Genomic DNA, 26,999 nt, shown 5'->3' with positions numbered 1-26,999 from the left:
AGAAATGACAAACAAAGTTGTTGTTATTTATTCTGGTGGCATGGACTCATTCACTGTTCTTAATCGCGCCTTGCATGATGGCAAAGAAGTGTTCGCATTAACCTTTGATTACGGACAGCGTCATGTCAAAGAAATTGAATTTGCCAGTACGGTTTGTCAATCACTTGATGTAAACCATAAAATTATCGATATATCATCTATTAATCAATTGCTTGCTGGTTCTTCATTAACCGACAATATTGATATTCCTGAAGGTCATTACGAAGCTGAAAGTATGAAATCAACGGTTGTACCTAACCGTAACATGATTTTGTTATCACTTGCGGTCGGTTATGCCGTTTCAGTGGGGGCTAGCCAAGTTTATTACGGCGCACATTCAGGAGACCATGCAATATATCCTGATTGTCGTCCCGAATTTGTAATGAAAATGAATGAGGTGTGTAAAATAGCTAACTACGAGTCAGTAGAAATATTTAGCCCTTATTTAACGGTTACTAAAAGTGATATTTTAACCGATGGATTAAAAATGGGCTTAAGCTATGATAATACTTGGACGTGTTATAACGGCCGTGAAAAAGCCTGTGGAAAATGTGGTGCCTGCCAAGAGCGTTTAGAAGCTTTCAGTGATAATAATGTTACCGATCCGTTAAGTTACGAATCTTGATAAATAAAAGATAAAACACGGCAAGGTGTTTTATCTTTTTTCTGTACTGACCAAAGAAATATTACGCTTAAAGCTTATGAAAATAAGGCATTGTGTAGCTTTTCAACGGTTTCATTTGCTTGTTTCTCGTCGACTAAGAAACATAAGTTATGTTCACTGGCGCCATGACAAATCATCCGCACGTTTATCCCTGATATAGTTTCAAAAATACTGGTACCAACGCCATTACTGCGATGCATTTTATTTCCTATAACCGCTATTAACGATAAACCGTGCTCTACGGTGACTTCACAAAGCTGTTCTAATTCTTCAACAACGGTTGAATTTAAAAGCGCTTGCGTCGACCCCGTTGGATTATCAAAGGTTAGCGCAATACTGATTTCACTGGTGGTAATTAAATCAACACTCAGTTCATGTTTGGCTAAAATACCAAAGACTTGTGCAAGAAAACCACTAGCATGTAGCATAGCAGGACTCTTTACCGTTACTAATGTTTGCTCTCTACGTAAGGCTATTGAGCGGTATATTGGGCTCGATTCAACAAACTGTTGAATGCGTGTACCCCCCTTCTCTGGTTCCTTACTTGAACCAACAAAAACCGGAATATTCTTTCTCATCGCAGGAATGAGTGTTGCCGGATGAAGAATTTTTGCGCCAAAGGTCGCCATTTCAGCCGCTTCGCCAAAACTGATTTCTTTAATAGCACGGGCATGCTCGGTAATACGTGGGTCTGTGGTAAAAATACCGACAACATCAGTCCAAATAGAAAGATTATCGGCATGTAACGCTTCGGCTAAAAGTGCCGCACTGTAATCAGATCCACCACGGCCTAGGGTTGTCGTATGACCGTCCTCGTCTTGACCAATGAAACCTTGGGTAACGATAACTTTATCAACCAGCAAAGGCATAAGAAATTGCTGTGCGTTATTAGCGAGCATCTCAAGGTTAACAACGGCTTTACCGTATAATGCGTTGGTTTTCATAACTTGGCGAACATCAAACATTTCGCCATTAACACCAACAGATTTAAGGACTTGTGCAAAGATACATGAACTCATTTGTTCACCAAATGACAAAATTGCATCGGCTATGCGTGGGCAATAATTAAGTGATTGCGCGTTAGAGAACTCGCTTAACTCATTTAGCAGTTGATCAATTTGAAAGTTTAGCTGTGTTTCTTCAGCTAAATGTTGGGTAATATTAAATTGGATAGCGCGAATACTGCTAATGATTGTTAATTGTTCATGCTGAGATACATCTTTTTGACTTAAACGAACCAGTAAATTAGTAACGCCTGAACTTGCAGATACGACAACAACTTTGTTACTTGCATCGTTTTTAATGATCTGAGCGCATCGTAACATCGCTTGATGATCAGCTAGACTTGTGCCGCCAAATTTTGCAACAGTAAAAGGTAATAATGACATCTAAGGTCTCCCTAATTAAGCCCCCAGTAATAATTATAGGGTAACTTTATAAACTTCAAGGAAGAGCATGGCTGAATTAAGAAGTGTTCTTGGTAAGATAAACTAAACTTTTCAGCCAGAAGCTCTCCACCATAATCTAATTAGCACTTAACATACTAACTAGAGGTGACAATCCTAGGGATTCAGCCCTAGTAACCGAATAAATAACGCCACTCGCTAATTACTCTCGGCAATAGTCTCCCTCAATAACAGTCAAAAGAATGGTGGTTCTTCGTGTTATCTACCTAGCTACTGCTCCTCTTCTGGTTGATTATTAAAAACATACAATTTGAGTATTTATTCTAATAACCGACATGTGGATTAAATCCTATCTGTAATAATAAATCAACAGGCTAAGTCGATCTTTTTTAGAAATAATAGCTTAATAGTATTACCCATAGTTCAACTAAAGCATGGCTAGGCTTTTATATAAAAATTAACGGTTGCTGCAGCGCATTAATTTTATACCACCGACATCCGTTGAAAAACCAAGATTTTTATAAAAGCTCTCCAGTTCAGGTAAGCAATATAATTCAAAATGTTTTACTTTGATTAATTTATCATGGTTTTTAACCAGGCTCATCAATTGCTGACCGATACCATTACCGCGATGAGAGGCGCTTACAATCACATCAAAGATTATTGCTTTATAGATAAAGTCGCTTAGAATTCGCGTAAAACCAATGAGCTCATTGTCTACATCGAGAATACCAATACAAATTTGAGAACCACGAATACAATTTTGAGTGTCTTCGAGTGAGCGTTCTTTACCCCACCATACACTTTTATAAAGCTGGTGAACTTGCTTTATATGGTCGTCAGAAAATCTATAAATTATGGTCATCTTTAATTTTTAAACTCAATATTCACTGACCTATTAACAGACAGTAATTAGCCAGCAACATTATTTAATAAGGGTAACACCCGCAACTTCTACCACTGTTTTTGCATCAGCACGTTCAATAACTTTTAATAGTGTTGTTTGAATAGTTTCATCTTTTCTCGCATCACCTTTACTGGTAAATTTTTGCTCTTGTGGAGCATCACCTTCAGCGGCAATAAAACCAACCACAACTTCAGTAGCACAATCAGCTGACTGACCAAAATAAGCTAATGAAATTTGTGGGTAGCCTTGAAATCCTTTCTTAACTCTTTTATCAATACGTTTAGTCGATTTGTCTAAGTTCATAATAATTATCCAAAAAATAACGCGATATTCGCGCGAATAAAACAATAGTTATCTAAAGTCATAAGTGATTTATCAATATAAGCTAACCCACTACAACACATGCTGAACCCATAAGATGAATATCAATACTACATGAGGAAATGCAACAGTAGGCCTAATTGATTGACAGGCATATTCTTTAATTAAGGTAAGACCTGATAAGCTAACTTTATGATATTCAGAGTTAAATTGACATACATTTTCACTACTGTCGGCTGAAATATATTTTTCCAGCTGTAAAAGCCGTGTCTCAATACGTGATTGAAATGTCTTCCAAACAGCATCTTGAAGCCATAAAACGACTAAGATTAAAAAGATAGGAATCGTGATTACATTCGATATAATGGCTATTAGTAAAACGATAACGGCAATAAGTTTTATATAAAGCGAATGTTTCTCATAGCTGTCAAACTGATTTTGGAGTAAGGACCATTCTGAGCTGAATTTATTTTTTTCCATTTTTCCCTCTTATAATGAGAATAAATTTTTGCAACACGTAGCACGATACAATAAGTTTTTAATTAAAATGTAAATAATAAAAACTAAAATCGATTTGTATACGTATAACTAACAGTAACCAACTCAATGGTAAATAAAATGTTTGGAATATTTAAAAAAGACCCGATAAAAAGATTAAATAAACTCTATGAAGCTAAGCTTGAACAAGCGATGTTTTCGCAAAGAAATGGAGATATAAAGTCATATTCGATGATCACTGCTGAAGCAGAAAAAATAGCCGTGCAGATTAAAGATTTAGAAAATTCACAAAAGAACTAACGCGCTAATAGCGAACACCCCGCCACTTCATTTAAGGTGATGGCGGGATTTTATTGTTTTCCCTTTTAAACCCGGTATTTATCTGCTTGCGGTCTTCAGTACACTCAATTGATTAATAATTCGTAATGATCAGCCTTTTTGGTAAAGCCAACCCGTCTCAAGTAAAGTTCATGAGCATCATCTGATGGCTCGACGATTAAATGTTTAATACCTTCTTGTCTTAGTTGATTTTCTTCAGCAGAGAACATAAATTTGGCTGCTTTAAAATCTCGGTCTTCGGGAATGATATAGTCGAGTAGCACTTCAACCTTACCGTCCTCATCTAACTCCCGATAAGCAAATAATCCTACGGGTTTCATGTTCCTAAACAATAACAATACCACGGCATCATCAAGTTGCTGCCACTGAAAGTTTTTACATAAGCCAATGATATCTTTACCGTAACGTTCCTTTAACAAGTTGAAAAAAGATGATTCCACTGATTTTAATTTAATTAAATCAAATTGATCTTTTTCTTGATAAATACGGATTAAATAGTATACATCAACCAAAGCTATCCAACCGTTTAAAATAAAAACAGGGTAGGCATCAATAAAGTACCCGTAAACACTAAAGGCAGCAGCACCAAATAAATTTATCCAACGCAATCGTTTGATATTAGACATCATTAACGATAAGGCAATTAGCACACTTGCAACATAACCAAAGGCTTCTAACAGGGACATGACAATACTCTTTTAGTAAAACAACGGGCATAGTATAATAATCTGACCAATTGGTCAGAAAAACACGATTAGATCTTGACACATGAGTCAGGAAAACACAATATATGGCTATTAAATGTATTAAACAGCTAGTTATGGCTCAACTATAATACTAAATAAAAGCAATACATAGCTATGCTATTAGCAACCAATTAACAAATTAAAAAGCATGGACGTTTACATAATTGTTACCTAATGCTTTTCAACTCAATTATTATCTAAAGGGATCACTATGCACTTACCTCAAAATATCATTCGTCAAAAACGTAATAAACAAGCTTTAACTGTAGATGAAATTCAATGCTTTGTTGACGGTCTTAAAACAGGTGATTTCACCGATGCACAAGTTGGCTCTATGGCTATGGCTATTTGGCTTAATGGCATGACAACCGATGAAGTTGTTAATCTAACCATGGCTATGCGTGACTCGGGTACGGTTGTTGATTGGCATAATAAATTAAACAAACCCATTGTAGATAAACATTCAACGGGTGGTGTTGGTGATAAAGTAAGCTTAATGCTAGCACCAATAGTCGCGGCATGTGGGGCTAATGTGCCAATGATTGCAGGACAAGGTTTAGGTCATACTGGTGGTACGGTTGATAAATTAGAGGCCATCCCTGGTTTTAATGTTCGCCCTAGCCTTGCAGAGTTCCAAGCAACAGTTAAAGAGCAAGGCACAGCAATTATTTCACAAACCAAAGATTTAGCACCAGCCGACAAACGTCTTTATTCAATTCGTGACGTAACGAGCACAGTAGAATCCATCCCATTGATCACCGCTTCTATTTTATCAAAAAAATTAGCAGCTGGCCTCGAGTCTTTAGTCATGGATGTAAAAGTAGGCAATGGCGCGATGATGGCCGATATTGAATCAGCTCAAGCATTAGCTCATTCAATTGTCTCAGTCGCCAATGGCGCAGGAACACCGACACAAGCATTAATCACTGATATGAATCAACCGCTGGGAACCACAGTGGGTAATGCGCTTGAAATACAAGAAACTATAGATTATTTGACCGGAAAATATCGTGAACCAAGGTTGCATGAAGTCACGATAGCCCTTGCTGCTCGAATGTTATTAACCAGTAAAATAGCCCGTGATATTGAACAAGCAACAACGTTGGCCGAAGAGGCATTAACATCAGGTAAAGCCGCTGAAATATTTGGCAAAATGATCACCGCGATGGGTGGCCCAGCTGATTTATTAACTCACAGTGAAAGTTTACTGCCTAAAGCTAATATGACTAAAAACATCGTCGCCTCAAAAGCTGGTTACATTGGCATTATGGATACTCGTGCTATAGGTATGGCATTAGTAGAAATGGGTGGTGGTCGTGTCGACCATAATCAAAGCTTAGATTACAGTGTCGGCTTTAGTGATATTAAGCCAAAAGGCACGAAAGTCGCTGAAGGTGACATCATTGCTATTGTTCATGCCAAAGATGACGCTCAAGCAACTCAAGCGATTAAACAATACTTAAGTGCGGTTGAAATTTCAGTAGCGCCAGTTATTGTTGAACCTGTGATACATCAACTCATTACCTAATTATTGATACTCAACTGAGATGAATCCATTATTAAGGCGACTGTAAAGTCGCCTTAACTTTTTATCCCCTTCTTTAAATAAATTTATAAAATGAGAACAATTATGTCGAGAGCAATTATTTTGGTCATTGACGGTTTTGGCTTAGGTCATGCCCCTGATGCAGAAGCTTTTGGTGATGTTAACGCCAACACCTTTGCAAATTTAGCTGAAAAATTTCAAGAAATTAAAGGACGCCCTTTAAAGCTTCCTCATTTAAGTAAACTGGGCTTAGTTAAGGCTTGTCAACAAGCGTCAGGTCGCACGCTTTGTGTTGAACCCGTTAAGCCAACGAAAGGGGCTTATGGTTACGCTGCTGAAATAAGTACTGGTAAGGATACCCCTAGTGGTCACTGGGAAATGGCAGGAGTGCCGGTTTTATTTGATTGGACTTACTTTACTGATAAGAAAAATAGCTTCTCAGCAGAACTGATGGCACAAATAAACCAAGCCACAGGTTATGCTGATATGTTAGGAAATTGCCATGCCTCTGGTACCGATATTATCGCTAATTTAGGCGAACAACATATAAAAACAGGTTTACCTATTTGTTACACCTCAGGCGACAGTGTTTTCCAAGTTGCCGCCCATGAACAACACTTTGGCTTAGATAATCTTTATAAATATTGTCAACAAGTGCGGGTAATACTCGATCCGTTAAATATAGGACGTGTGATCGCTCGCCCTTTTATTGGTGAGATTCCTGCCGATTTTGAGCGAACAGGTAATCGCAGAGATTATTCAGTATTACCTCCAGCGACCACCGTATTAGAAAAATTAACGCAAGCCGATGGTACGGTGATAAGTGTCGGTAAAATTGCCGATATTTTTGCGCATCAGGGTATTAGTATCAAAACCAAAGCAACCGGACTACCTGCGTTATTAGATGCAACGCTCGCACATATGAAAACCGCAGCAGATAAGAGTATTATTTTTACCAATCTAGTTAATTTTGATCAAGACTTTGGTCATCGACGTGACCCTGTCGGGTTTGGCGAAGCGTTAGAATATTTCGATGAGCGTTTAGCGGAGTTTTTAGATCAAATGGCTGATGATGACTTACTGCTATTAACCGCTGATCACGGTTGTGATCCTACTTGGCCAGGCAATGATCATACGCGTGAATTCGTGCCAGTTATCGCTTATCACAATCATATCCATTCGATAAACTTAGGCCAACGCAATAGTTTTGCCGATTTGGGACAAACTTTAGCCAGTTTATTTACCTTAGACGCAATGGATTATGGTCAGTCTTTTTTAGACGAACTAAAGTTTTAATCATTGAAGCCTTAACTCAAGGACCCTAGTTGGTCCCTTGATAAACGTATTTACTAACAATAAATTGGCTTTTCAATTTGCCAACAGATTTAACAACACTGCCTGATATCAACAGATTAAATAAAAAAACCGAGTAAACTATTATTGATACATAGTCTTACTCGGTTATTAATCATTGATTTTTATTGAGTATTTAAAGAAGGCCTAATGTTACATCAATGATTTATTAGCATCTCGGTATTGCGCAAGGAGTAATTCTGTCGAACTGTCTGAAAGTTCAGTATTATTAGGCTGTCCAATGCGAGATAATATATCATCACCTAATATTTTCCCAAGCTCGACCCCCCATTGGTCGAAGGAATTTAAGTTCCAAATAACCCCTTGAACAAAGACTTTATGCTCATATAAAGCAATTAGCGTCCCAAGTTGGTATGGTGTTAATCGGTCAAAGGTCAAGGTATTCGATGGTCGATTCCCTGGCATTTCTTTATGTTTGGCAATCACTTTGGCTAATGCTTCTTCCATACCTGAAGCGACAAGTTCATCATAGGCTTGTTGATGTGTTTTACCTTGCATTAGCGTTTTACTTTGTGCAAAACAATTGGCAACGAGCATATCTTGGTGACCGTTCATATTATGTTCAGCAACTAATGGCTGAATAAAATCAACCGGTACTACTGACGTACCTTGATGTAATAACTGATGAAAAGCATGTTGACCATTCGTGCCTTCTGCGCCCCAAATAACCGGACCGGTAGTACTGCTGACAATTTCATTATTAAGCTGGCAGCTTTTACCGTTAGACTCCATGTCCATCTGTTGTACATACGCAGGAAAACCACGTAAATAATGACTGTATGGTAATAAAGCATGAGTTTGACAACCAAAAAAGTTATGGTTCCACACCCCTAACATCCCCATGAGTACCGGTAAGTTTTGCTCAAGCGGTGCCTCTTTAAAATGCTTATCAAGATCGGCAGCACCTTTTAGTAATTCAGTAAATCCTTGATTACCTATTGCCATCGCAATAGGCATGCCAATAGCTGACCATAATGAATATCGTCCCCCAACCCAATCCCACATCGGAAAAACATTGTCACCATTAATACCAAATTCGACCGCTTTAGTTACATTGGATGATATGGCAATAAAGTGTCGGTTTAGCTGCTCAAACGTAACACCATAGTCATAAAACCATTGGCGAGTAGACTCGGCATTCGTCAGAGTTTCCTGAGTATTAAAAGACTTTGATGCGATCAACACCAAGGTTGTTTCAGGGTTTAAATGAGTTAAAACATCATGTAGATGATTTCCATCTATATTGGCCACAAAATGCTGTTTAGGCCCACCTTCAACATAAGGTTTTAATGCAGTAGTCACTATTTTAGGCCCTAAGAAAGAGCCACCAATACCTAGATTTAAGACATCAGTAATAGATTTACCACTATAACCTAACCATCTCTTGTCACGCACTTGGTTAACGACTGCTTCTACCTTAAGGCGCACCGCTTTGATTTGAGGTATAATATCAACACCGTCAACAAGTACAGGTGTACTGTCTTGTTGTCGCAAAGCTGTGTGTAATACCGATCTGTTCTCAGTATTATTAATCGGCGCACCAGCGAACATCGCCTCTCTTTTTTCAGCTAATTGCGCTGATTCGGCTAACTCGATTAACAAAGCGCGCGTTTTCTCAGTAATACGATTTTTTGAATAATCTAAATTTAAGCGACAAGCACTAACCGATAAATTTTCTGCTCGTAGTGGATCACTGGCAAACAAGTCACGCAAATGGCTACTTTTTATCTCAAGCAAGTGTTGTTGAAGTTCTCGCCACTTATCGTTAAAAGTATCCATTAACATGAGTGTTGTCCTAAAGTGTCGTTAAAAGTATCCATTAGCATGAAGGGTTTCCTAAAGTTATCTTAAAATAATTGGCTTAGTTGTACTTCGAGCTTGCACTGGTCAATGGCAAAGTTACGAATACCTTCTGCTAGTTTTTCTGTTGCCATCGCATCTTGATTCATTTCCCAGCGAAACTCAGCTTCAGTTAATGCTACGGGTTTATCTTGAACACGAGTTGCAGGCATTAATTGCTGCGTTATACCTTGATAATTATCTGATAATTCACTCATTAATGGTGGACTGATCGTTAATCTGTCACAGCCAGCAAGGGCGATAACTTCATCGATATTACGAAAACTTGCGCCCATCACCACAGTATTGTAGTCATGCTGTTTGTAATAATTAAAAATTTCTGTAACAGAAATCACCCCAGGATCTTCATTGGCTAAATAGCTATCACGACCAGTATCTTTTTTGTGCCAATCAAGAATTCGACCAACAAAGGGTGAAATTAAATACACTTGTGCTTCAGCACAAGCTTTTGCTTGAGCAAAACTAAATAACAAGGTTAAATTACATTGAATCCCCTCTTGCTCAAGTTGTTTAGCCGCTTGAATACCTTCCCAAGTTGACGCCATTTTTATCAAAATACGTTCTTTACCAACACCGGCTTCTTGATACATAGCGATAAGTTGACGAGCCTTAACAATACTTGCTTCTTTATCAAAAGATAAACGTGCATCAACTTCAGTAGAAATACGACCGGGTACAATCGCTAAAATTTCTAAGCCAATTAATACTGATAATTTATCAGCCGCAAGACTGACTTCAATGGCCTTGTCTTTAGTCTGACTTTTTGCCCAATTAACAGCTTCTGTCAGTAAGTTTTGATAAGCAGGTATAGCAGCAGCTTTTAATAATAATGAAGGATTAGTCGTCGCATCCATTGGTGAAAATTTTGCTATGGCTTCAATATCCCCCGTATCAGCAACGACAGTTGTCATGGTTTTTAATTGTTCTAGTTGAGATAGTTGTGCTTGCATAATAATTCCTGTTAAAAAGTTTCTGTTTATTCGTTTGTTTATTCGTTTAAATTAATGAGGTAAATTAGATAAAAATTCCCGCAATAGTTGCGCTCATCAGGTTAGCCATAGCCCCAGCGAGAACCGCTTTCATGCCAAGCTTAGCAATATCGGGGCGACGAGAAGGTGCCATGTTACCCATGCCGCCCAATAAAATAGCCACGGAAGATAAGTTAGCAAAACCACAAAGTGCAAAGGTGATAATGGCTTGGGTTCTGGCACTTAATTGATCAGCAACAGTAATAAAATCTAGATAGGCGACGAATTCATTGATGATAATTTTTTGACCAAGGAAACTCCCAGCCATGTTTGCTTCATGCCAAGGGATCCCAATAAGATAAGCGACCGGTTGAAAAATATAACCTAAAATCAGTTGTAAGCTTAGGTTTTGTAGGCCGAACCATTCTCCAAAGCCACCTAGCAAACCGTTTACCATCGCCAGTAGAGCAACAAATGCTAATAACATAGCACCAACATTTAGCGCGAGCATCATGCCATTAGATGCTCCGGTGGCGGCTGCATCAATAACATTAACGGCCTCTTTAACATCGCTTTTCATATCGTCTAAATTGTCGTTCGGCTGTTCAGTTTCAGGCACTAACATTTTTGCCATAAGCAAGCCGCCAGGGGCAGCCATAAAGCTAGCAGCGATGAGGTATTTTAAATCAATACCAATACCAGCGTAACCGGCGACTACCGAGCCTGCTACCGATGCTAAGCCACCCACCATTACCGCAAAAAGTTCAGAGCGGGTCATCTTAGGCAAAAAAGGTTTTATCACTAAAGGCGCTTCGGTTTGACCAACAAAAATATTTGCGGTCGCTGACATAGATTCAGCTTGACTGGTTTTAAGAAGTTTTTGCAAACCACCACCAATAAACTTAATTACCAACTCCATTACACCAATATAATAAAGCACGGCAATCAACGCCGAGAAAAAGACGATGACGGGTAAGACATGGAAAGCGAACATAAAGCCTAAGCTTTTTTCACCTATTTGTTCGCCAAATATAAAGCTAATACCGTCATTGGCATAGCCAATAACATTAGATACACCGCTAGCAACACTCAACAAGATATCTTTACCTGCGGGGATATATAACACAAAAGCACCCAGAGATATTTGTAACACTAGTGCACCAATAATCGTTCGCCAATTAATGTTCTTTCTATCTGACGAGGCGAAATAGGCAATAGCTAAAAGGACAAAAATCCCCAAAATGCTGCGTAGTATATTCGTATCCATGTTATTCCCTGTTATTTTGATTTTATTATTATTTTGATGACAATGGAGACTAAGACCAAATACAGCATTTTATTTATTTTGAGTATTGATATTAAAAACCTGACTATATAGTCAGGTTTTTAATCTAAACTAAGATTCTACTTAGGTCAATAGGATATTATCGAATAACCACCAATTACTCGGATACTACAACAGCAATAATTATCGATAATATTAATGATGATCCCACTAGCAATTTAGTTGATAAATTGAATCTATAGACAGGTCATAACAACGAGGTTAAAATTTTAATGTATTGCTGTTATTTACCAAAAAAAATTAATTTTTATAGTGCTATTGACGGCAATTAAGATAACTTAAATCACTATATCAACTACTTATGATTGTTAGTAAGACTGCTGCACTATCTGCGATAAGTCATACCTAGTTGGTCAAAGTTAGATTGCTAAAGGCTTTAGCACAGCCAACTCCAACAAATAAACACAGTAATATTAGCGTTTATGTTATGACACTTCTCAACCCCTCTTCATTGCTGTCTGTCTTAAGACTCGCTTTTCATGGTCAGATAAGAAAGCCATTTTTAACGCGTTATCTTGTAATGTACGACACTGCGCTTGACTAAGCCCCGCTTCAAGTGCCGCATGCTGATATTCATATTTTATGTCACACCCCTGCACAGCAGGATCGTCACTGTTGAGGCAAACAAGTAAACCTCTATCAAGAAATGTTTTAACGGGATGCTGACTGATATTTTTGACTGTCCCTGTTTGATAATTTGACGTTAAACATGATTCAATGGCGATATTATGCTGATACATATAATCCATTAATTTTTCATCACCCACAGCGTGAGTACCATGGCCAATGCGGGTTGCATGTAATTCATTGATAGCCTGATAGATACTCGATGCTCCATCCGCTTCACCGGCATGAATAGTCACCTGTAAGCCGGCTTTATTAACCAAAGCAAAGTGTTCAACAAAGAGTTGGCCTGGCTTGCCTAACTCATCTCCAGCCAAATCGACCGCGACAAGTTCATTTTTGTGTGCAAGTAAGGCATGTAACTCCTCAAAACAGGCATTAACACCAAAGGTACGACTTAAAATACCAATAAGGTTAATTTGGACAGGAAAATCTTTTTGCGCTAACTTTACGCCGTCGACCACTGCAGCAACCACGTCGGTGACATTGAGCTTATGTTCCATAGCCATATAATAAGGAGAGAATCTTAATTCAGCATAATCAAGCCCTTGCAAAAAAGCGTCTTCAACGTTTTCATAAGCGATACGTTTACATGCCTCTAAATTAGCTAACACGCTAACGCCATAATCAAGTTTTTGTAAAAAAGAGACTAAGTTACTTTCTTTACCTTGAATTTGTACATGCTGTAATAAATCAGTCAAATTATCTGCGGGTAATTCGATACCATGCTGTTGTCCTAATGCCAGAATTGTTTTTGCTCTTATATTGCCGTCTAAATGGCGGTGTAAATCAATAAAGGGAATATCTCTAAACATTCTACTATTCCTTAACATTTTATCTGTTTATACTCATGGACAAAGAAAACTTGACCATATGGTTAATTTATTTTACATTCTAAACATAACCTGACACAAGTGACAAGTTATGTTTGATTAATGACTTATTCACCTACTAATATAAGTACATGAAATTGTGATAAATATATGAAATTTAAAATACAATTACTGACTAAAATTAAACATAAAAAGACCTATAAACCGCTGAAAATTAATTTTATTCAGCTAGCTTTACCGCTTTTATTAGCTGTTTTTGTCACTCAAGCATCCGTTATTCAACCTGCAATAGACCAACAACCTCACATTAGAGTAGCAACATTTAATGTCAGCATGGACGCAACTAATTACCTACCTAACAATAAAATAGGGTCAGGTGTTGAACTTATCGCTGCTCTTAAAGACGATCGTCAACAAATTAAGAATATTGCTGAAATTATTCAACGTAACCGCCCTGATATTATTCTCCTTAATGAATTTGACTATATTGCCGACCCAAAACAAGGCGTTGAAATATTTTTAAAGCAATATTTAGGTAAATCACAACAGGGAATCGCCGCCATTGATTACCCTTATTATTATTTTGCACCGGTAAATACTGGTGTAAGCACACCTTTTGATTTGGACAATAACGGTAAAAAAACTAATAACCTTGGCGACGCTCAAGGTTATGGCCACTTCCCAGGTCATTTTGGTATGTTGGTGCTATCTAAATATCCAATTGTTGAGGATAATATTAGAACTTTCCAACATTTCCTTTGGAAAGATATGCCCAATGCCATAGTGCCAATCAATCCAAGTACGAAAGAACACTGGTATAACGAACAAGAATGGCAAATGCTGCGTTTATCGTCTAAATCGCACTGGGATATTCCGATTAATGTCCAAGGTAAACTTGTTCATATACTAGCAAGCCACCCTACACCACCGGTGTTCGACGGTGAAGAAGACCGTAATGGTGCTAGAAACCATGACGAAATACGCTTTTGGCAAGATTATATTACCCCCAACAAAGGCAATTATATTTACGATGACCAAGGTGGTAAAGGTGGCTTAACATTAGATAGCCGCTTTGTTATTTTGGGTGATCAAAACGCCTCTAAAGATGAAGGTGCTGCCCGTAAAGAAGGTATTAGTAACCTTTTAGCTAGTCCTTATATTAACAATGATATGACACCTGCTAGTGTCGCTGGGATAAAAAACAGTAACAGCCCTTTTGCTGCTAATCATACCGCTGGTTGGGGTATGCAAGCAGACTATGTTTTACCTTCTCGCCTTGGTATTAACCTACAAAATAATGGTGTTTTTTGGCCAAAGAAAGACAGCCCACTCTATCGCTTAATTGAAACCCGCTCCGCTTCATCTGATCATCGTTTGGTTTGGGCTGATTTAACTTTAACAGCCAAAGATAAGCAGGCTAAAAATATTATCATGGTTATTGGCGATGGAATGGGACCCGCTTATACCACGGGTTATCGTTATTATATGGATAATATAAATACGCCACGGGTAGAAACAACTATTTTTGATGAACTGCTAACAGGCATGGCCAGTACTTATCCGGTTAATAGCCAAGGTTACGTTACCGATTCTGCCGCAGCCGCTACTGCATTATCTACCGGTTATAAAACCTATAATGGTGCGATTGGCGTTGATGTAAATAAAAAACCATTATTAACGCTAATGGAGCGAGCAAAACAATTAGGCAAGAAAACGGGCTTAGTGGTTACCTCCCAAATCAACCATGCAACTCCTGCTGCTTATTTTTCTCACAATGAAAGTCGCAAAAATTATAATGAAATCGCTGACAGTTACTTTGACGAAAAAATTAACGGTCACTTTAAGGCTGATTTAATGCTCGGCGGTGGTAGCAAATATTTTATTCGCCCAGACAGAGACTTAGTCAGCGAATTCAAGCAGGCAGGTTTTCAATATATTGATGACTTATCAAAACTTACTTCGCTTAATAAACAACAATCGGTATTGGGTTTATTTGCTGAAGTCGGACTACCTTGGACACTTGACAATAAAAATGAAAACCATCTACTGGCAATGGCTAAAGCTGGTGTACGACATTTAGAAAATAATCAAGGTTATGTACTACTTGTTGAAGCAAGTCAAATAGACTGGGCGGGTCATAGTAATGATATTGCTGCTGCTATGGCTGAAATGCAAGATTTAGCCGAAACACTTACTTGGTTGAATAACTATGTAGAAAATCGTCATGACACCTTATTAGTTGCCACGGCAGATCATAGTACTGGTGGCTTAACCCTTGGTGCTAATGGCGATTATCGTTGGCAGCCTGAATTTTTAAAAAACCTATCCGTATCACCTAAAAGTATTGCAACAAAATTAGCGCATCAAAACACAGCTATTTCTGCTCAGCAATTAACAGACGCACTCGGCTTTATTATTACCGACCAAGAAGCTAATTTGTTTATTGGGTGCAGCGATGAAAAATCTATCTATGAGCAAATTAAATTATTAATTGATGCAAGAACTAATACCGGTTGGACTTCTAGTGGCCATACCGGTATTGACGTACAAGTCTTTGCCACCGGGAATGGTGCTAAAGCCTTAAACCGTCATCAAACTAATACCGACATAGCTAAGCAGCTATTTTTGGTGCTTGAAGGCAATTAACTAAGATTCACTAATGGTCATTAATGACTGAATAATACTAACGAAGAGACTCAATACCATTGAGCAAACAACCTAAAGGAAAATTATGAAAATACAAATGTTAACAGCGGTACTCGGCCTTAGCGTGCTTTCTAGTCATGCTAATGTTGTGATCACTGAATATATTGAAGGTGGAGGTAGTAATAAAGCCATTGAGATTTCTAATCTTGGCAGCGAAAATGTCGACTTAGCCGCGGAAGGTTATAAACTCGACCTTTATTCTAACGGTAAAACAGAAACAACTAACGGTATATCATTGCAAGGCGTATTAGTGCCAGGCTCGAGCATTGTTGTTTATAACAAGGATGCCACTGCCGAATTTAAATTTGATGCTCCTCAAGGCCTTGAAGATTCAAGTGCCACTTACTTTAATGGTGATGATGCCCTATTACTTTCAAACGCTAATGGCGTTGTTGACAGTTTTGGACAATTAGGAACAGACCCAGGCAGTAACTGGGGTGAAGGTGATTTTTCTACTAAAGATCATACTTTACGCCGCTTAACATCAGTCACTGAAGGTGATACTACCTCTGACGATGCTTTTGACCCCGCGACACAATGGGCAACCTTTCCAAAAGACACCTCAGACGGTTTAGGATGTTCTGGTATAGCAGCCTGTGATGGCAATCAACCCTTACCGACTGAAGGCGGCGCATCCACTGGCCAAGGCATTGTTATTATCACTGAGTATGTTGAAGGCGGTGGCAGTAATAAAGCCATTGAAATATCTAACTTAGGTACTGCAGATGTAGATTTAGCGGTAGATGGTTATAAACTAGAGCTTTATGCAAATGGCAAGACAGATTCACCAAATGAGCTATTATTGCAAGGTTTACTTGTACCTGGCTCTAGTATTGTTGTTTATAATCAGGCGGCAACTGAGCTATTTAAATTTGATGCTCCTCAAGGTATTGAAGACACAAGCGTAACTTACTTTAATGGTGATGATGCTATTTTACTTATTAACAATACCGGTATTGTTGATAGCTTTGGCCAATTTGGTGTTGACCCAGGTAGCAATTGGGGTACCGGTGATTTTTCAACAAAAGATCATACCTTACGTCGCCTAAACTCGGTTACCGAAGGTGATGCCACTGCTGATGATGCTTTTGACCCAGCAACACAATGGGCTACTTTTGCTAAAGATACTGCTGATGGTTTAGGCTGTAGTGGCGAAGTAACTTGTGATGGTTCACAAGCTTTACCTACTGCTGGAACGCCTACTGGTGATGGATCAACACCTGCTACAGGAATTTGTACAAACTGCCCTGATTTAGCAAAAATAGCTGACCGAACGACTTATGTCGAAGCCACTTATTATAGCCAAGCAAACGCTGCAGAAACCGCCGATTTACGTGCAGCAATCACAGCGGACATCAGTGTTAATCATAAACAGCTAACCTACTCAGAAGTATGGACCGCGCTAACCAGTACCGATGAAGATGCTACAAATGCTGATAACATAATTTTACTCTATTCTGGACGTTCAATTGCCAAAGCAGATAACGGTAGTGGTTCTGCTTCAAGTAACCAGGATTTTTGGAATCGAGAGCATACATGGGCTAAATCACATGGTTTTCCAGAGACTAACCAATTAGGTTATACCGATATTCATCATTTGCGCCCTACTGATATATCGATGAATAGTGACCGTGGTAATCGTGATTTTGATATTGGTGGTACCGCTAATACTGAAGCGCCTGAAAACAGAAGCACAGCAGATACTTGGGAACCAAGAGATGACGTTAAAGGTGATGTTGCCCGTATGATGTTTTATATGGATGTACGTTACGATGCAGGTACAGAAAGTACCATGCCTGATTTAATCTTAGTTGATACTGTTGGTACAGCAACGAGCAAATTGAGTGATGGTACTGGCAAACTAGGTAAATTGTGTACCTTGTTTGACTGGCATTCACAAGACCCCATAGATACCTTTGAAATAAACCGTAACCACACTATCTATGAGTTTCAAGGCAACCGTAATCCTTTTATCGATCACCCTGAATGGGTCGATAGTCTTTATGCTTCAGCTTGTGGTGCTGCTAGTGATGGTGGTGATGCTAATGCAGCACCAACCGTTTCAGCTGGTGATGAACAATCAGTTGCTTCAGCTGCTAACGTAACACTAACCGCAACGGCTGCAGATAGTGATGGCAGTATTGCTAGCTATGTTTGGACACAAACTAGCGGTAAAGTTGCTGATATTGCTGTTTATGACACAGCTACCATTACTTTTGTTGCACCGAAAGTTGGTAAAGATGAAAGCCTAATATTTAACGTGACTGTTACTGATGATCAAGGTAAAACAAGTTCAGCCGCTGTTACTATTAATGTCGCCGCTGAAGTAATAACAAAGGAAGACACCAGTGGTGGTACTTTTTACTTTTTACTTACAGGACTTGCTCTATTATCGTTAAGAAGACTTAATAAGTAGGTTACAACTCACCTTCTTGTTAGCAGAATGAGTTGCATTAATGATAAATTAATGCAACTCGCATCTCGCAACTGCCAGCAAAACCTCTCCAAGTAATAAAGTTCTTTACTGCTCTACCAAGCTTACTCATACTTAGATATAAAATAGTTTACTGCAGATAAGAAAACACTAAAACAAGGATTATGTAGATGATAAATAAAAGTTTGATGGCTGTTATGGTCATTACACTCGCACACTTGCCGATTAAATCAGCATTAGCACTTGGCCCTAATGGGCATCGTATGGTTGCCAAAATAGCAGAAGATAACTTAGAACCTTCGGCCAAAAAGGCGCTAATGCAGCTAACCGATGGTGCACCATTAGCTCAAATGGCTAATTGGCCTGATAACATACGTTCAGATAAAAAATGGGATTATGCTAAGCCTTGGCATTATATTTCTATTGATGATGACGAAGTATTTAAGGGGCTAAAAAGAAATGAAGATGGCGACATATTAAAAGCTTTAGCTGATTTTGAAAAAAAACTTCGCGATAAAAAAATCACCAAAGAAGAGAAATGGCAAGCACTAGCTTTCTATATTCACTTTGTTGGCGATATTCACCAACCGCTTCATGTTGGACGCAGAGATGACCTTGGCGGTAATAAAATAACCGTAAAATGGTTTGGAAAACCAACAAAACTTCATGCTGTGTGGGATTCGTCAATAATTGAGCATCAAAAGCTTTCTTATACCGAATATGCTAACTTTTTAAATAATCAAACGCCTGACACCATTAACCTATGGCAAGATACCGTTTATCTTGATTGGGCTAAAGAATCTAAATCGAACAGAGAAACAGTCTATGACTTCCCTGAAGATAAAGAATTAAGTTACCAGTATGCGTATAAAAACACTCCGATATTAAATGAGCAAATAGCCAAAGCAGGCTTCCGTCTTGCTGGAATGTTAAACGATATTTTTAAAGAATAAATAATCGTTATTCACATAAAAGCCCAGTTAATACCTGGGCTCTTTCAGTTCAGTAAAACGCCTCAACTAAATGAGTAAAATCATTATTTAGGCTATATTACCCTTGTTTATTCATGGTTTTATCTCAAAATTCTTAATTTATTCAATCGCTACTATTTTGTTGGCGCATACGATTTTACTTCATTAGATATTTAATTGTCGTCTGCACGAACTGCTGTAAATTTATTGGAATAATAACAAAGAGCGCTATCCCTTGATCAAAGTCAGGGTTGAGCTGACAATAATATTGAATTTCTGCTTTGTCGCTACAGCGCAACATTTCCAACTCCTGCTCGCTATAATTACTGCTTCGATTGACTGAAACTAAACAACGCAACTGATTTTCATTACTGTTTTTTCCGTTTGGATTAAAACGCGTAAACAATTCCTTGGGTGCAGATTGCCCAAAATGTGGCCAAACAATGGCGGTATTCTTGGCAATTGCTCGATACATAGCAGGGCTGAGCATAGTATCGGCATAATAGTGTTTGCGCCAGGGTCTTTGCAACCAGCTTTCAAAGCTCTCTTTAATTGAAAATAAAAAAGTATTACTCCCCTTTCGATATTGTGGAAGAAATGCAGCAGAAGCCTTAATTACCGTATAATTTGCACTGTCTGTGAAGGTGAGTAAGCAATAGCCTACGATTTGCTCATTATTGAAGTAAAGACGCAGTTTCCTCTGGTTGGGCTCAGGGCTATCAAAATATTTTAGCAGATAATCTTCTGCATCTATATCAGCAAAACTAACTTTGATAATTTCGCTAAGTGCGTTTCTTTGCCAAGCTGACAACCATTGTTTAGACTGTATCAAGTCTAAGGAGCTGAGTTCACTAATAACAAATCTCTCCAATAATGTAAGTTAGGGTGCTAGATTAATTTGAAAAGCTTATGGGTGCAAGCCATCAAATAAGCTACTGGGACGATTAGAAACGTTATTTATAGAGTATTTTTAAGGGCTAGTCGGAGTATTTTGTAAGGTAGGCGCTAAAAACGGAAAATAAGGGGGGTGCGATATCCAACCGTTATTTTCCGTTTAATTAACTTATTATGATTCTTTAGTCGCTCTTAACATCCACGCTGTTTTCTCGTGTATACGCATACGATCAGACACTAACGAAGCGGTTGACTCATCATCAGCAGCTTGTGCAATTTTTAAAACTTCACGCGATGTTTTAATGACTTGTTCGTGCCCTTTGGTAAGTAACTCAACCATCTGTGCAGAACTTGGTACACCGTCAACCTCTTTAATAGAGCTTAATTTTGAAAACTCTTTATAGGTTCCTGGTGCAGGTACATCTAGGGTTCTAATACGTTCAGCGATGTCATCAACAGCAATTGCTAATTCGGTATAATGTTCTTCAAACATCAAATGTAACTCACGAAATTGTAAACCGGTTACATTCCAATGAAAATTATGTGTTTGCAAATATAGCGTATAAGAGTCGGCTAAAAGTCGTTTTAAACCGTCTGATATTTCCGTTCTATTTTCTTTATTTATGCCAATATCTATATCAGTCATGTAATTCCCTAATTTTTAGAATTTGATAAATGTATAACGCCTATCGAACGAACGATAAATTGTTGACTAAAATTGAAAACTTCAAACGCCAGTCAACTGTTTGCGTTTGTTTGAGCAATTTAGATAATTACTCTGCTTTGATTTCTAAAGCAATTCATATCATAACACAAATCACCCTTGCCTATAAACCAAGTGTTTTATTGCATCTTAAACCCGTGCTATAGGCGCAGTAATTTGTGTTGTTGCACTATCTTTTGCTTTTTTGGCGGCACTAAACAGATTCTCTTCAAATACCATGTCTAATCCTACCGCTTTTTCATTACCTTTAAGTGGCTCTATCTATATAGGTAATTGCCCAATATTCATCTCCATTATTTTGAGAGTTAGGATTAAAATTAGCTCTATACATTCGTTGTTGTTCGATAAAATAATTAACTTTATTTTGGTACATAATAAATGACGCCAATACCATTAATACCTGGGTAGGTATCTGCAAGGTTAGGCCTTTTAGAAAATATTTTCTAATGATCTGCCTGTATTTTTTGTACAAAAGCCTGAATGTCCGCAGTACCTGACTTTAAGACTACCTCGTAGTGAAAAATTTGTTTAGCTAGCTTTTGAATCATTGCATATATTTTTGAGTTCCTTTTACAAAAAAATCTAATGTTTGAAGGTAAGTAATTTCAATATCATGCTGAGGTTTAGGGCGAGAATAGTAGCAACCTTGTACCCGTCCAATATTAAGTTGTTTGCAGGGCTGTCCCTGTTGCTCAGTTTCGACTCCTTCGTCAATAATGTTAAAACCTAATATACTCACCATAGATACAAGCCCTTTGTTCAGTGTAATATCAATAGGCATTAAATTTTGTCAATTTTTACCATTGGAATATTCAAGTTCCAAATGAATCTAGAATATTAAATCTAGGTAGACCTCCCCTTTTATGAGTTAGAGCTAACCGCCTATTTTTGCCACACAGTGAAAGTTAACAAATATAAAAAAGCAGATATTATAGATTACTATATAACGGACTGAGTTCAGAAACCTGATACATCCTACCCACGAATAAATTCATGAATATCTAATTATATTAAGAATTAAAAGAGTTACTCTACTTTTGCATATTTTCTTATAACTCCTATATTTAGGAGTGTAAAATCTAAATTTAACAAAACGGTGATTCGCGAACATTAATCAACTACACTTTATTTATCTAATTTTAATGCTGAAATTTTTTCGATGTTTAGGTATATTGAAAAAAATTATTCATGGGTATTATTAGCTGCCTTGGTTGCATCTACATTACAAGGACTACTTGTGGCGTATCGGAAAATGTATAAGCTAAAAAAACTGCTGGTCAATTTTGTACTTTTATCAATTTTTGCTCTTTCACTACGAGCATTTGCTTCGATGGAAGAAATCCAACCTTTTGTCTCACTACACAAGAGTCAACTAGGTCGGCTACTATTAAAAGCGGAAAGTAAATATGCGATAAACCCAAAAAAAACATTAGAGCAATTAGAGCTATTAAAAGCATCAGAAACTTGGGAAAATACTCCCATTATAAATGCTAAATATTATATTTTAAAAATCCAAATTCAGAGGGCGATGTCTTCCCCTCAAGAAGAAAATATCGCCGTTGAAGAACTAACTAAATATGCAGAGGAAAAAAATATAGATTGGCTGATGTTAGAAGCAAATTATCAAAAAGCTAATATTGACTTAAGCCGAGATGGAAACACCAATTCTGTTTATAATATTATTGAGAATACACTACAAGCCGCAATAAATATAAATTTCAACCACTTAGTTGGTAGGCTCTATAACTTACGAGCGATTTATAAACAAAGCAGCGGTGATAACAGCGGTGCATTAAAAGATTATTATTTGGCGTTCGATGCTTTAACTCAATACCCTAACGAAGACTGGACGGTAAAAATCTACTCCAATATGTCTATTATCTATTTGGAAATTGAAGACTTTACTAAAGGTTTGCAAATTAATGAGTTAGCTTTTCAGTTATATGATGACCAAAAAATAGATAATATACAGCTGAAAACTTCTCTACTGATAATGAAGGCACTCTTCTTGAGAAATATTGGCAAAATCGACGAAGCAACTAGCACACTTTATCTTGCCAAAGAGAGTGCAATAAAGTCCGGATCAATTAATTTGATTTTAAACGTAAAAAATAACCTTTCAGGTGTATTATTACAGACCAAAAATATTAACGAAGCAAAAAAAGAAGTTCAAGAATGTATCGATGATTCTATTAAATACGGTGTAACTTCGGTTTTACATCATTGTCGTTCTAACTTAGGGCATATTGAAATAGAGTTAGGGCATTATTCTAGTGCCATTGAGTTACTGATTGATGCTAAAGACAGTTTTGAAAAACAAAACAATATTAAAGCCATGATTCAACAACAACTAAGCTTAAGTATCGCTTATGAACGTTCAGGTGACTATCAAAAGGCATTAATTCAACTCAGAAGTTATTATGAAAAACATGTTGAATTAATGTTTAATGAACGTGTAAAAGAAGTCGCTGAGATTAATGAAAGCTACGAAGCTAAGTTAAAAGATAAACAAATAACCTTGCTACAAATTAATAACGATTTACAATCATCTAAGTTAAGTGAAAGAACGCTTTCTAATAAACTATTAATTCTAGTGTCAATTTTTAGCGTTATTGTTTTATTCGTCTTAGTTAGTCGTTATTTTTCAATCTGGAAATATAAAAACAAACTAGAAAAATCAAATACTAAACTACTAGAGAGTAGCTTAATCGATCCGTTAACCAAATTGGGTAATAGGCGTGCACTTACTGAATATATAAAAGTATTTGATGCTAAATCTAGCAAAGAAGAAACAGATTACTGCATTGTTATCATCGATATAGATCACTTTAAACAAGTCAACGACACATATGGGCATGGTGTCGGGGATGAAGTACTCGTTATAATTGCTAAGTTATTAAGCACTAAAATTAGAGAAAGCGATATTTTAGTACGTTGGGGTGGAGAAGAGTTCGTTTTAGTTATAGAAAAGAAGCAGCAAGTTAATGAACTTTCGATGGTTAATAGAATAATTCAAACAATATCCAATGAAACAATTAAAACTACCATGGGCGATTTGAATATTACTATATCTGCTGGTGCAACGACTGTTTCAACATGCAATATAAATAGTAATGAATGGCCTGAAATACTTGATAGGGTAGACTCTGCGCTTTACAAAGCAAAAAAGAATGGAAGAAACCAAGCTGTTATGGTTTAAAATATCAGTTATTATAAAGCTAATTTTTTAGTTTCATAAATTTTTTTACTGAAAGTTAACTCGACTCAGGCTCTGTTTCCAACGTCTGTAGTATCATAACCACTGATAGAGTCACTGCATCTTAAAAATCATGTCAGATCTTAAGATTGAAATTTTGCTAACTTAAATTTAACGCACTGAAAAAATCAAGGACTCTATGGCGTTATTTGCTCCAAACCGCCTTAAATCTAATAAAAGTTTACTACACAAAAATGTGAATTAAATGTCTGTTTTCGATAATTTCAATTAAGATTAAATATTAATTTTTCAAATTTACGGTTATAAAAGTCCTTTACAGGCAAGGGATTCATCACCGATTTTAGTAAAAATATAGAGTAAGGTTTAAAGCGTTCATAACAACAATAATTTATCCTCGTTATTTAAGCTGTTTTTGCTGATACATCATGCGGTCAGCGTGACCAATTAAATCATCTAGTGATTCGCCATGTGTTTTCCAGACAGCGAGACCATAAGAAATTGAAGTAGGTGTGTTTTTCGCCAAACTATACTCATCAACCCCTTTCGCTAGTCGTTCAGAAAGTTTGGTCACATGATTTTCAGAAAATATATTAGTCAAGACAATGATAAATTCGTCACCCCCCCATCGTGCCAAAATGTCTTCTGTCCTCAGTTCTTTTAACAGCCCTTTCGCCGTATTTTTTATCACCATATCGCCATATTGATGACCGTTAACATCATTCAATAATTTTAATTTATCGATGTCAGCAATCATAACCGCATAGAGAAATTTATGATTAAGACATTGATGAGTTACCCTATTGAATGCCTCATAGAAGCCAAACCTATTTAGGGTATCTGTAAGTTGGTCTAATTGAGCTTGCTCCTTATAAAGTGCCATATTTTCAGTTTCGCGGTCTTTATCTTCAAAAAACATAATCACACCATTACTTTTATCATTACACCTAATATTGGTAAAAGATGTTTTACAGGTTTTGTGGCCTTTAATGTTAGTTCTAATCGCTATTTCTCTGATGTATCGTCTTTGATTATTTGTCATAACATCTGACAATATTAATTGCAGCTCATTAGACATTAACTCATTGATTAACATTGATACCTGCTTAAGGGTTTTAAGTTCGGCGGCGTTAGGAGTAAACCATAGTGAAAATTGAATGTTCACATGGAGCAACTTACCATCAACATCAAATATTGCTACGGGTATCGGCATCACATCTAGAAAACTTCTAGACAACGAAATTGGTTTATTCACTCGATGACTTAAATTAAACAAGTGGTCACCAACCTTCTCAATATCAGTAAAATCATAAATATTAATCCTTTTATAAAGGTATCGACCTGAAGATTATTAATTGAAAATCTGCAGGAATAAAGCCTGTCCATTTTGTTATCTCGCTCGTAACTCTAATGGCGACTTAACCACTAATTTTTAGTTATTTAGTTTGTTGGAAGTTTTTCAATTAATAATGCTTTTGTCTGAGAGTATGGTGATCTTAAATAACGAAATTTCAAAATCACTAAGATACTTTGTTAATAAACGATGAACTTGCCTTTAACTCTGGCCACTTATTTCTTATAAGTAAAATATCCGGTAACACCGCATTGAAAAGTTTAATAAGATCGGGATCAAAATGACTTCCCGACACTGAATTCATATGAGCAATAGCCTTATCAACTGGCCATGCTGCTTTATATGACCGCTCAGATGTTAGGGCATCAAAGACATCAGCAATAGCAACGATTCGCCCAACCAACGGAATTTCTTGCCCTTTAAGATGATTAGGATAACCAGAGCCATCCCATTTTTCATGGTGAGTTAAAGCAATACTAAGCGCCATACTTAGTAGTGGAGAGTCATTTTCGCCGATGATGTCGGCACCAATATTGGCATGGGTTTTCATAATAGCCCACTCCTTGGCATCTAATTTCCCCGGCTTTAATAAAATATGATCGGGTATACCAATTTTGCCGATATCATGCATTGGGGCAGCATTAAGAAGTGTTTCTTGAGAAAACTCATCTAAACCAGCAGCCCTAGCAATTAGTTTTGAGTAGTGGCTCATGCGAATAACATGTAATCCAGTTTCATTATCTTTATATTCGGCGGCTCGTCCTAACCGCTGGATAATTTGCATTCTGCTTTCTTTTAGCTCATTTACCCCAACCAAAGACAAATGGGTTTTCACTCTGACGCGTACTATTTCTGGGCATATCGGTTTAGTAATATAATCGACGCCCCCTGCTTCAAATCCCTGACATTCATTTTCCATATTAGACATTGCCGAAACAAATATAATAGGAATATGAGCGGTACTTTTAATCTTTTTTAATGTTCGACAGACTTCATAACCGTCCATTTCTGGCATCATGATGTCGAGTAAAATTAAATCAGGCTGCTGCTCTATTGCAATTTCAATGGCACGCTGGCCATTTTTAGCAAACACCAATTGATAATTTCCCACTAGCACTTGATTAATGACCTGTAGGTTATTAGGTTCATCATCAACCACCAAAATTTTCGCTTTAGCATTATAAGTTAACTGCATTTGCTGACTCCTTGCTCGGTAGTAATTCAATATCGAT

The 26,999-nt window shown here is 37.3% G+C and carries 24 protein-coding genes, 1 pseudogene and 1 riboswitch; of the genes and pseudogenes, 9 read left to right on the top strand and 16 right to left on the bottom strand.

The genetic code is table 11. From position 1 onward, the window contains the following. Window positions 1-4 precede the first annotated feature (4 nt). Window positions 5-664: a 7-cyano-7-deazaguanine synthase QueC gene (gene queC, locus H4J76_RS13105; protein ID WP_070376829.1), complete on the top strand. Its 660-nt coding sequence runs from the start codon at window positions 5-7 to the stop codon at window positions 662-664. A 74-nt stretch (window positions 665-738) separates the two neighbouring features. Here queC and lysC read toward each other — a convergent pair whose 3' ends face one another. The 4 genes from lysC to H4J76_RS13085 all read right to left on the bottom strand — a co-directional run bounded on the left by lysC (window position 739) and on the right by H4J76_RS13085 (window position 3,817). Next, a complete protein-coding gene (gene lysC, locus H4J76_RS13100; RefSeq protein WP_182172353.1) occupies window positions 739-2,091 on the bottom strand; it encodes a lysine-sensitive aspartokinase 3 in 1,353 nt (450 codons plus the stop codon). A gap of 111 nt (window positions 2,092-2,202) precedes the next feature. Continuing rightward, a riboswitch (Lysine riboswitch) is annotated at window positions 2,203-2,401 on the bottom strand. Between the two features lie 165 nt (window positions 2,402-2,566). Further along, window positions 2,567-2,974, bottom strand: coding sequence for a GNAT family N-acetyltransferase (locus H4J76_RS13095; RefSeq protein ID WP_182217399.1), 408 nt, complete (start codon window positions 2,972-2,974; stop codon window positions 2,567-2,569). Between the two features lie 60 nt (window positions 2,975-3,034). Continuing rightward, on the bottom strand, window positions 3,035-3,319 hold the full coding sequence (locus H4J76_RS13090) for a hypothetical protein (RefSeq protein ID WP_070376826.1): 285 nt from the start codon (window positions 3,317-3,319) through the stop codon (window positions 3,035-3,037). Window positions 3,320-3,409: 90 nt separating this feature from the next. Then, window positions 3,410-3,817, bottom strand: a complete 408-nt coding sequence (locus H4J76_RS13085) for a hypothetical protein (RefSeq protein ID WP_182217398.1) — start codon at window positions 3,815-3,817, stop codon at window positions 3,410-3,412. Between the two features lie 138 nt (window positions 3,818-3,955). Here H4J76_RS13085 and H4J76_RS13080 point away from each other — a divergent pair, with 138 nt between their 5' ends. Next, window positions 3,956-4,135: a DUF6435 family protein gene (locus H4J76_RS13080; protein ID WP_182217396.1), complete on the top strand. Its 180-nt coding sequence runs from the start codon at window positions 3,956-3,958 to the stop codon at window positions 4,133-4,135. 104 nt (window positions 4,136-4,239) lie between these two features. Here the strand turns inward: H4J76_RS13080 and H4J76_RS13075 are convergent, their stop codons facing one another. After that, window positions 4,240-4,860, bottom strand: coding sequence for a hypothetical protein (locus tag H4J76_RS13075; RefSeq protein WP_182217394.1), 621 nt, complete (start codon window positions 4,858-4,860; stop codon window positions 4,240-4,242). Between the two features lie 271 nt (window positions 4,861-5,131). Here H4J76_RS13075 and deoA point away from each other — a divergent pair, with 271 nt between their 5' ends. Next, on the top strand, window positions 5,132-6,448 hold the full coding sequence (gene deoA, locus H4J76_RS13070) for a thymidine phosphorylase (RefSeq protein ID WP_182217392.1): 1,317 nt from the start codon (window positions 5,132-5,134) through the stop codon (window positions 6,446-6,448). Between the two features lie 102 nt (window positions 6,449-6,550). Further along, entirely contained in the window at window positions 6,551-7,762 is a 1,212-nt protein-coding gene (locus tag H4J76_RS13065; protein WP_182217390.1) for a phosphopentomutase, read from the top strand. A 210-nt stretch (window positions 7,763-7,972) separates the two neighbouring features. Here the strand turns inward: H4J76_RS13065 and pgi are convergent, their stop codons facing one another. The 4 genes from pgi to add form a co-directional block, all read right to left on the bottom strand. Continuing rightward, a complete protein-coding gene (gene pgi / locus H4J76_RS13060) occupies window positions 7,973-9,625 on the bottom strand; it encodes a glucose-6-phosphate isomerase (RefSeq protein ID WP_182217389.1) in 1,653 nt (550 codons plus the stop codon). 62 nt (window positions 9,626-9,687) lie between these two features. Continuing rightward, a complete protein-coding gene (gene tal / locus H4J76_RS13055; protein ID WP_070376819.1) occupies window positions 9,688-10,650 on the bottom strand; it encodes a transaldolase in 963 nt (320 codons plus the stop codon). A gap of 64 nt (window positions 10,651-10,714) precedes the next feature. After that, window positions 10,715-11,935, bottom strand: a complete 1,221-nt coding sequence (locus H4J76_RS13050; RefSeq protein ID WP_070376818.1) for a NupC/NupG family nucleoside CNT transporter — start codon at window positions 11,933-11,935, stop codon at window positions 10,715-10,717. A 515-nt stretch (window positions 11,936-12,450) separates the two neighbouring features. After that, window positions 12,451-13,452, bottom strand: coding sequence for an adenosine deaminase (gene add, locus H4J76_RS13045; RefSeq protein WP_182217387.1), 1,002 nt, complete (start codon window positions 13,450-13,452; stop codon window positions 12,451-12,453). Between the two features lie 225 nt (window positions 13,453-13,677). Between add and H4J76_RS19995 the strand changes: the two are divergent. The 4 genes and pseudogenes from H4J76_RS19995 to H4J76_RS13030 all read left to right on the top strand — a co-directional run. Further along, window positions 13,678-14,865 (top strand): annotated as a pseudogene (locus H4J76_RS19995) (endonuclease/exonuclease/phosphatase family protein); the annotation flags it as partial. Continuing rightward, window positions 14,845-16,116 carry an alkaline phosphatase gene (locus H4J76_RS19990; protein ID WP_259364731.1) on the top strand — a complete coding sequence of 424 codons (1,272 nt, stop codon included), beginning with the start codon at window positions 14,845-14,847 and terminating at the stop codon, window positions 16,114-16,116. The pseudogene H4J76_RS19995 and the gene H4J76_RS19990, both read left to right, overlap by 21 nt. An 85-nt stretch (window positions 16,117-16,201) precedes the next feature. Continuing rightward, window positions 16,202-18,592 (top strand): endonuclease, encoded by a 2,391-nt coding sequence (locus H4J76_RS13035; protein WP_182217383.1) that lies wholly within the window; start codon window positions 16,202-16,204, stop codon window positions 18,590-18,592. 188 nt (window positions 18,593-18,780) lie between these two features. Beyond that, window positions 18,781-19,563, top strand: a complete 783-nt coding sequence (locus tag H4J76_RS13030) for a S1/P1 nuclease (RefSeq protein ID WP_182217382.1) — start codon at window positions 18,781-18,783, stop codon at window positions 19,561-19,563. A gap of 175 nt (window positions 19,564-19,738) precedes the next feature. Here the strand turns inward: H4J76_RS13030 and H4J76_RS13025 are convergent, their stop codons facing one another. The 5 genes from H4J76_RS13025 to H4J76_RS13005 all read right to left on the bottom strand — a co-directional run bounded on the left by H4J76_RS13025 (window position 19,739) and on the right by H4J76_RS13005 (window position 21,941). Then, window positions 19,739-20,413, bottom strand: coding sequence for a hypothetical protein (locus H4J76_RS13025; RefSeq protein WP_182222416.1), 675 nt, complete (start codon window positions 20,411-20,413; stop codon window positions 19,739-19,741). A gap of 234 nt (window positions 20,414-20,647) precedes the next feature. Continuing rightward, the gene (locus H4J76_RS13020) at window positions 20,648-21,121 is read right to left on the bottom strand and encodes a Dps family protein (RefSeq protein WP_070376816.1); all 474 of its coding nucleotides are present in this window, start codon (window positions 21,119-21,121) and stop codon (window positions 20,648-20,650) included. A 207-nt stretch (window positions 21,122-21,328) separates the two neighbouring features. Further along, a complete protein-coding gene (locus H4J76_RS13015; protein WP_182217379.1) occupies window positions 21,329-21,418 on the bottom strand; it encodes a hypothetical protein in 90 nt (29 codons plus the stop codon). A 28-nt stretch (window positions 21,419-21,446) separates the two neighbouring features. Continuing rightward, on the bottom strand, window positions 21,447-21,617 hold the full coding sequence (locus tag H4J76_RS13010) for a hypothetical protein (RefSeq protein WP_182217377.1): 171 nt from the start codon (window positions 21,615-21,617) through the stop codon (window positions 21,447-21,449). 126 nt (window positions 21,618-21,743) lie between these two features. Continuing rightward, entirely contained in the window at window positions 21,744-21,941 is a 198-nt protein-coding gene (locus H4J76_RS13005; protein WP_182217376.1) for a hypothetical protein, read from the bottom strand. A gap of 510 nt (window positions 21,942-22,451) precedes the next feature. On the opposite strand from H4J76_RS13005, the gene H4J76_RS13000 reads away from it, so the two are divergent. Beyond that, on the top strand, window positions 22,452-24,398 hold the full coding sequence (locus H4J76_RS13000; protein WP_182217374.1) for a GGDEF domain-containing protein: 1,947 nt from the start codon (window positions 22,452-22,454) through the stop codon (window positions 24,396-24,398). Window positions 24,399-24,813: 415 nt separating this feature from the next. Here the strand turns inward: H4J76_RS13000 and H4J76_RS20190 are convergent, their stop codons facing one another. Together H4J76_RS20190 and H4J76_RS12990 are read right to left on the bottom strand one after the other, a co-directional pair. After that, the gene (locus tag H4J76_RS20190) at window positions 24,814-25,668 is read right to left on the bottom strand and encodes a GGDEF domain-containing protein (protein ID WP_182230785.1); all 855 of its coding nucleotides are present in this window, start codon (window positions 25,666-25,668) and stop codon (window positions 24,814-24,816) included. 265 nt (window positions 25,669-25,933) lie between these two features. Further along, entirely contained in the window at window positions 25,934-26,962 is a 1,029-nt protein-coding gene (locus H4J76_RS12990) for a two-component system response regulator (protein WP_182222420.1), read from the bottom strand. Window positions 26,963-26,999 lie beyond the last annotated feature (37 nt).

The organism is Colwellia sp. BRX9-1, from assembly GCF_014077195.1.
Taxonomy (GTDB): domain Bacteria; phylum Pseudomonadota; class Gammaproteobacteria; order Enterobacterales; family Alteromonadaceae; genus Colwellia_A.
Note: the sequence above shows the minus strand (reverse complement) of the source record. Positions and strands in the feature narration are given on the sequence as shown.

Coding starts and splice junctions, on each gene's coding strand:
- H4J76_RS13015 (WP_182217379.1), bottom strand. CDS start 21,418: ATGGTATTTGAAGAGAATCTGTTTAGTGCCGCCAAAAAAGCAAAAGAT.
- add (WP_182217387.1), bottom strand. CDS start 13,452: ATGTTTAGAGATATTCCCTTTATTGATTTACACCGCCATTTAGACGGC.
- H4J76_RS13095 (WP_182217399.1), bottom strand. CDS start 2,974: ATGACCATAATTTATAGATTTTCTGACGACCATATAAAGCAAGTTCAC.
- tal (WP_070376819.1), bottom strand. CDS start 10,650: ATGCAAGCACAACTATCTCAACTAGAACAATTAAAAACCATGACAACT.
- H4J76_RS13085 (WP_182217398.1), bottom strand. CDS start 3,817: ATGGAAAAAAATAAATTCAGCTCAGAATGGTCCTTACTCCAAAATCAG.
- H4J76_RS13005 (WP_182217376.1), bottom strand. CDS start 21,941: ATGGTGAGTATATTAGGTTTTAACATTATTGACGAAGGAGTCGAAACT.
- H4J76_RS13030 (WP_182217382.1), top strand. CDS start 18,781: ATGATAAATAAAAGTTTGATGGCTGTTATGGTCATTACACTCGCACAC.
- lysC (WP_182172353.1), bottom strand. CDS start 2,091: ATGTCATTATTACCTTTTACTGTTGCAAAATTTGGCGGCACAAGTCTA.
- H4J76_RS13035 (WP_182217383.1), top strand. CDS start 16,202: ATGAAAATACAAATGTTAACAGCGGTACTCGGCCTTAGCGTGCTTTCT.
- H4J76_RS13020 (WP_070376816.1), bottom strand. CDS start 21,121: ATGACTGATATAGATATTGGCATAAATAAAGAAAATAGAACGGAAATA.
- H4J76_RS13000 (WP_182217374.1), top strand. CDS start 22,452: ATGTATAAGCTAAAAAAACTGCTGGTCAATTTTGTACTTTTATCAATT.
- H4J76_RS13080 (WP_182217396.1), top strand. CDS start 3,956: ATGTTTGGAATATTTAAAAAAGACCCGATAAAAAGATTAAATAAACTC.
- H4J76_RS13090 (WP_070376826.1), bottom strand. CDS start 3,319: ATGAACTTAGACAAATCGACTAAACGTATTGATAAAAGAGTTAAGAAA.
- H4J76_RS13075 (WP_182217394.1), bottom strand. CDS start 4,860: ATGTCCCTGTTAGAAGCCTTTGGTTATGTTGCAAGTGTGCTAATTGCC.
- pgi (WP_182217389.1), bottom strand. CDS start 9,625: ATGTTAATGGATACTTTTAACGATAAGTGGCGAGAACTTCAACAACAC.
- queC (WP_070376829.1), top strand. CDS start 5: ATGACAAACAAAGTTGTTGTTATTTATTCTGGTGGCATGGACTCATTC.
- H4J76_RS12990 (WP_182222420.1), bottom strand. CDS start 26,962: ATGCAGTTAACTTATAATGCTAAAGCGAAAATTTTGGTGGTTGATGAT.
- deoA (WP_182217392.1), top strand. CDS start 5,132: ATGCACTTACCTCAAAATATCATTCGTCAAAAACGTAATAAACAAGCT.
- H4J76_RS13065 (WP_182217390.1), top strand. CDS start 6,551: ATGTCGAGAGCAATTATTTTGGTCATTGACGGTTTTGGCTTAGGTCAT.
- H4J76_RS13050 (WP_070376818.1), bottom strand. CDS start 11,935: ATGGATACGAATATACTACGCAGCATTTTGGGGATTTTTGTCCTTTTA.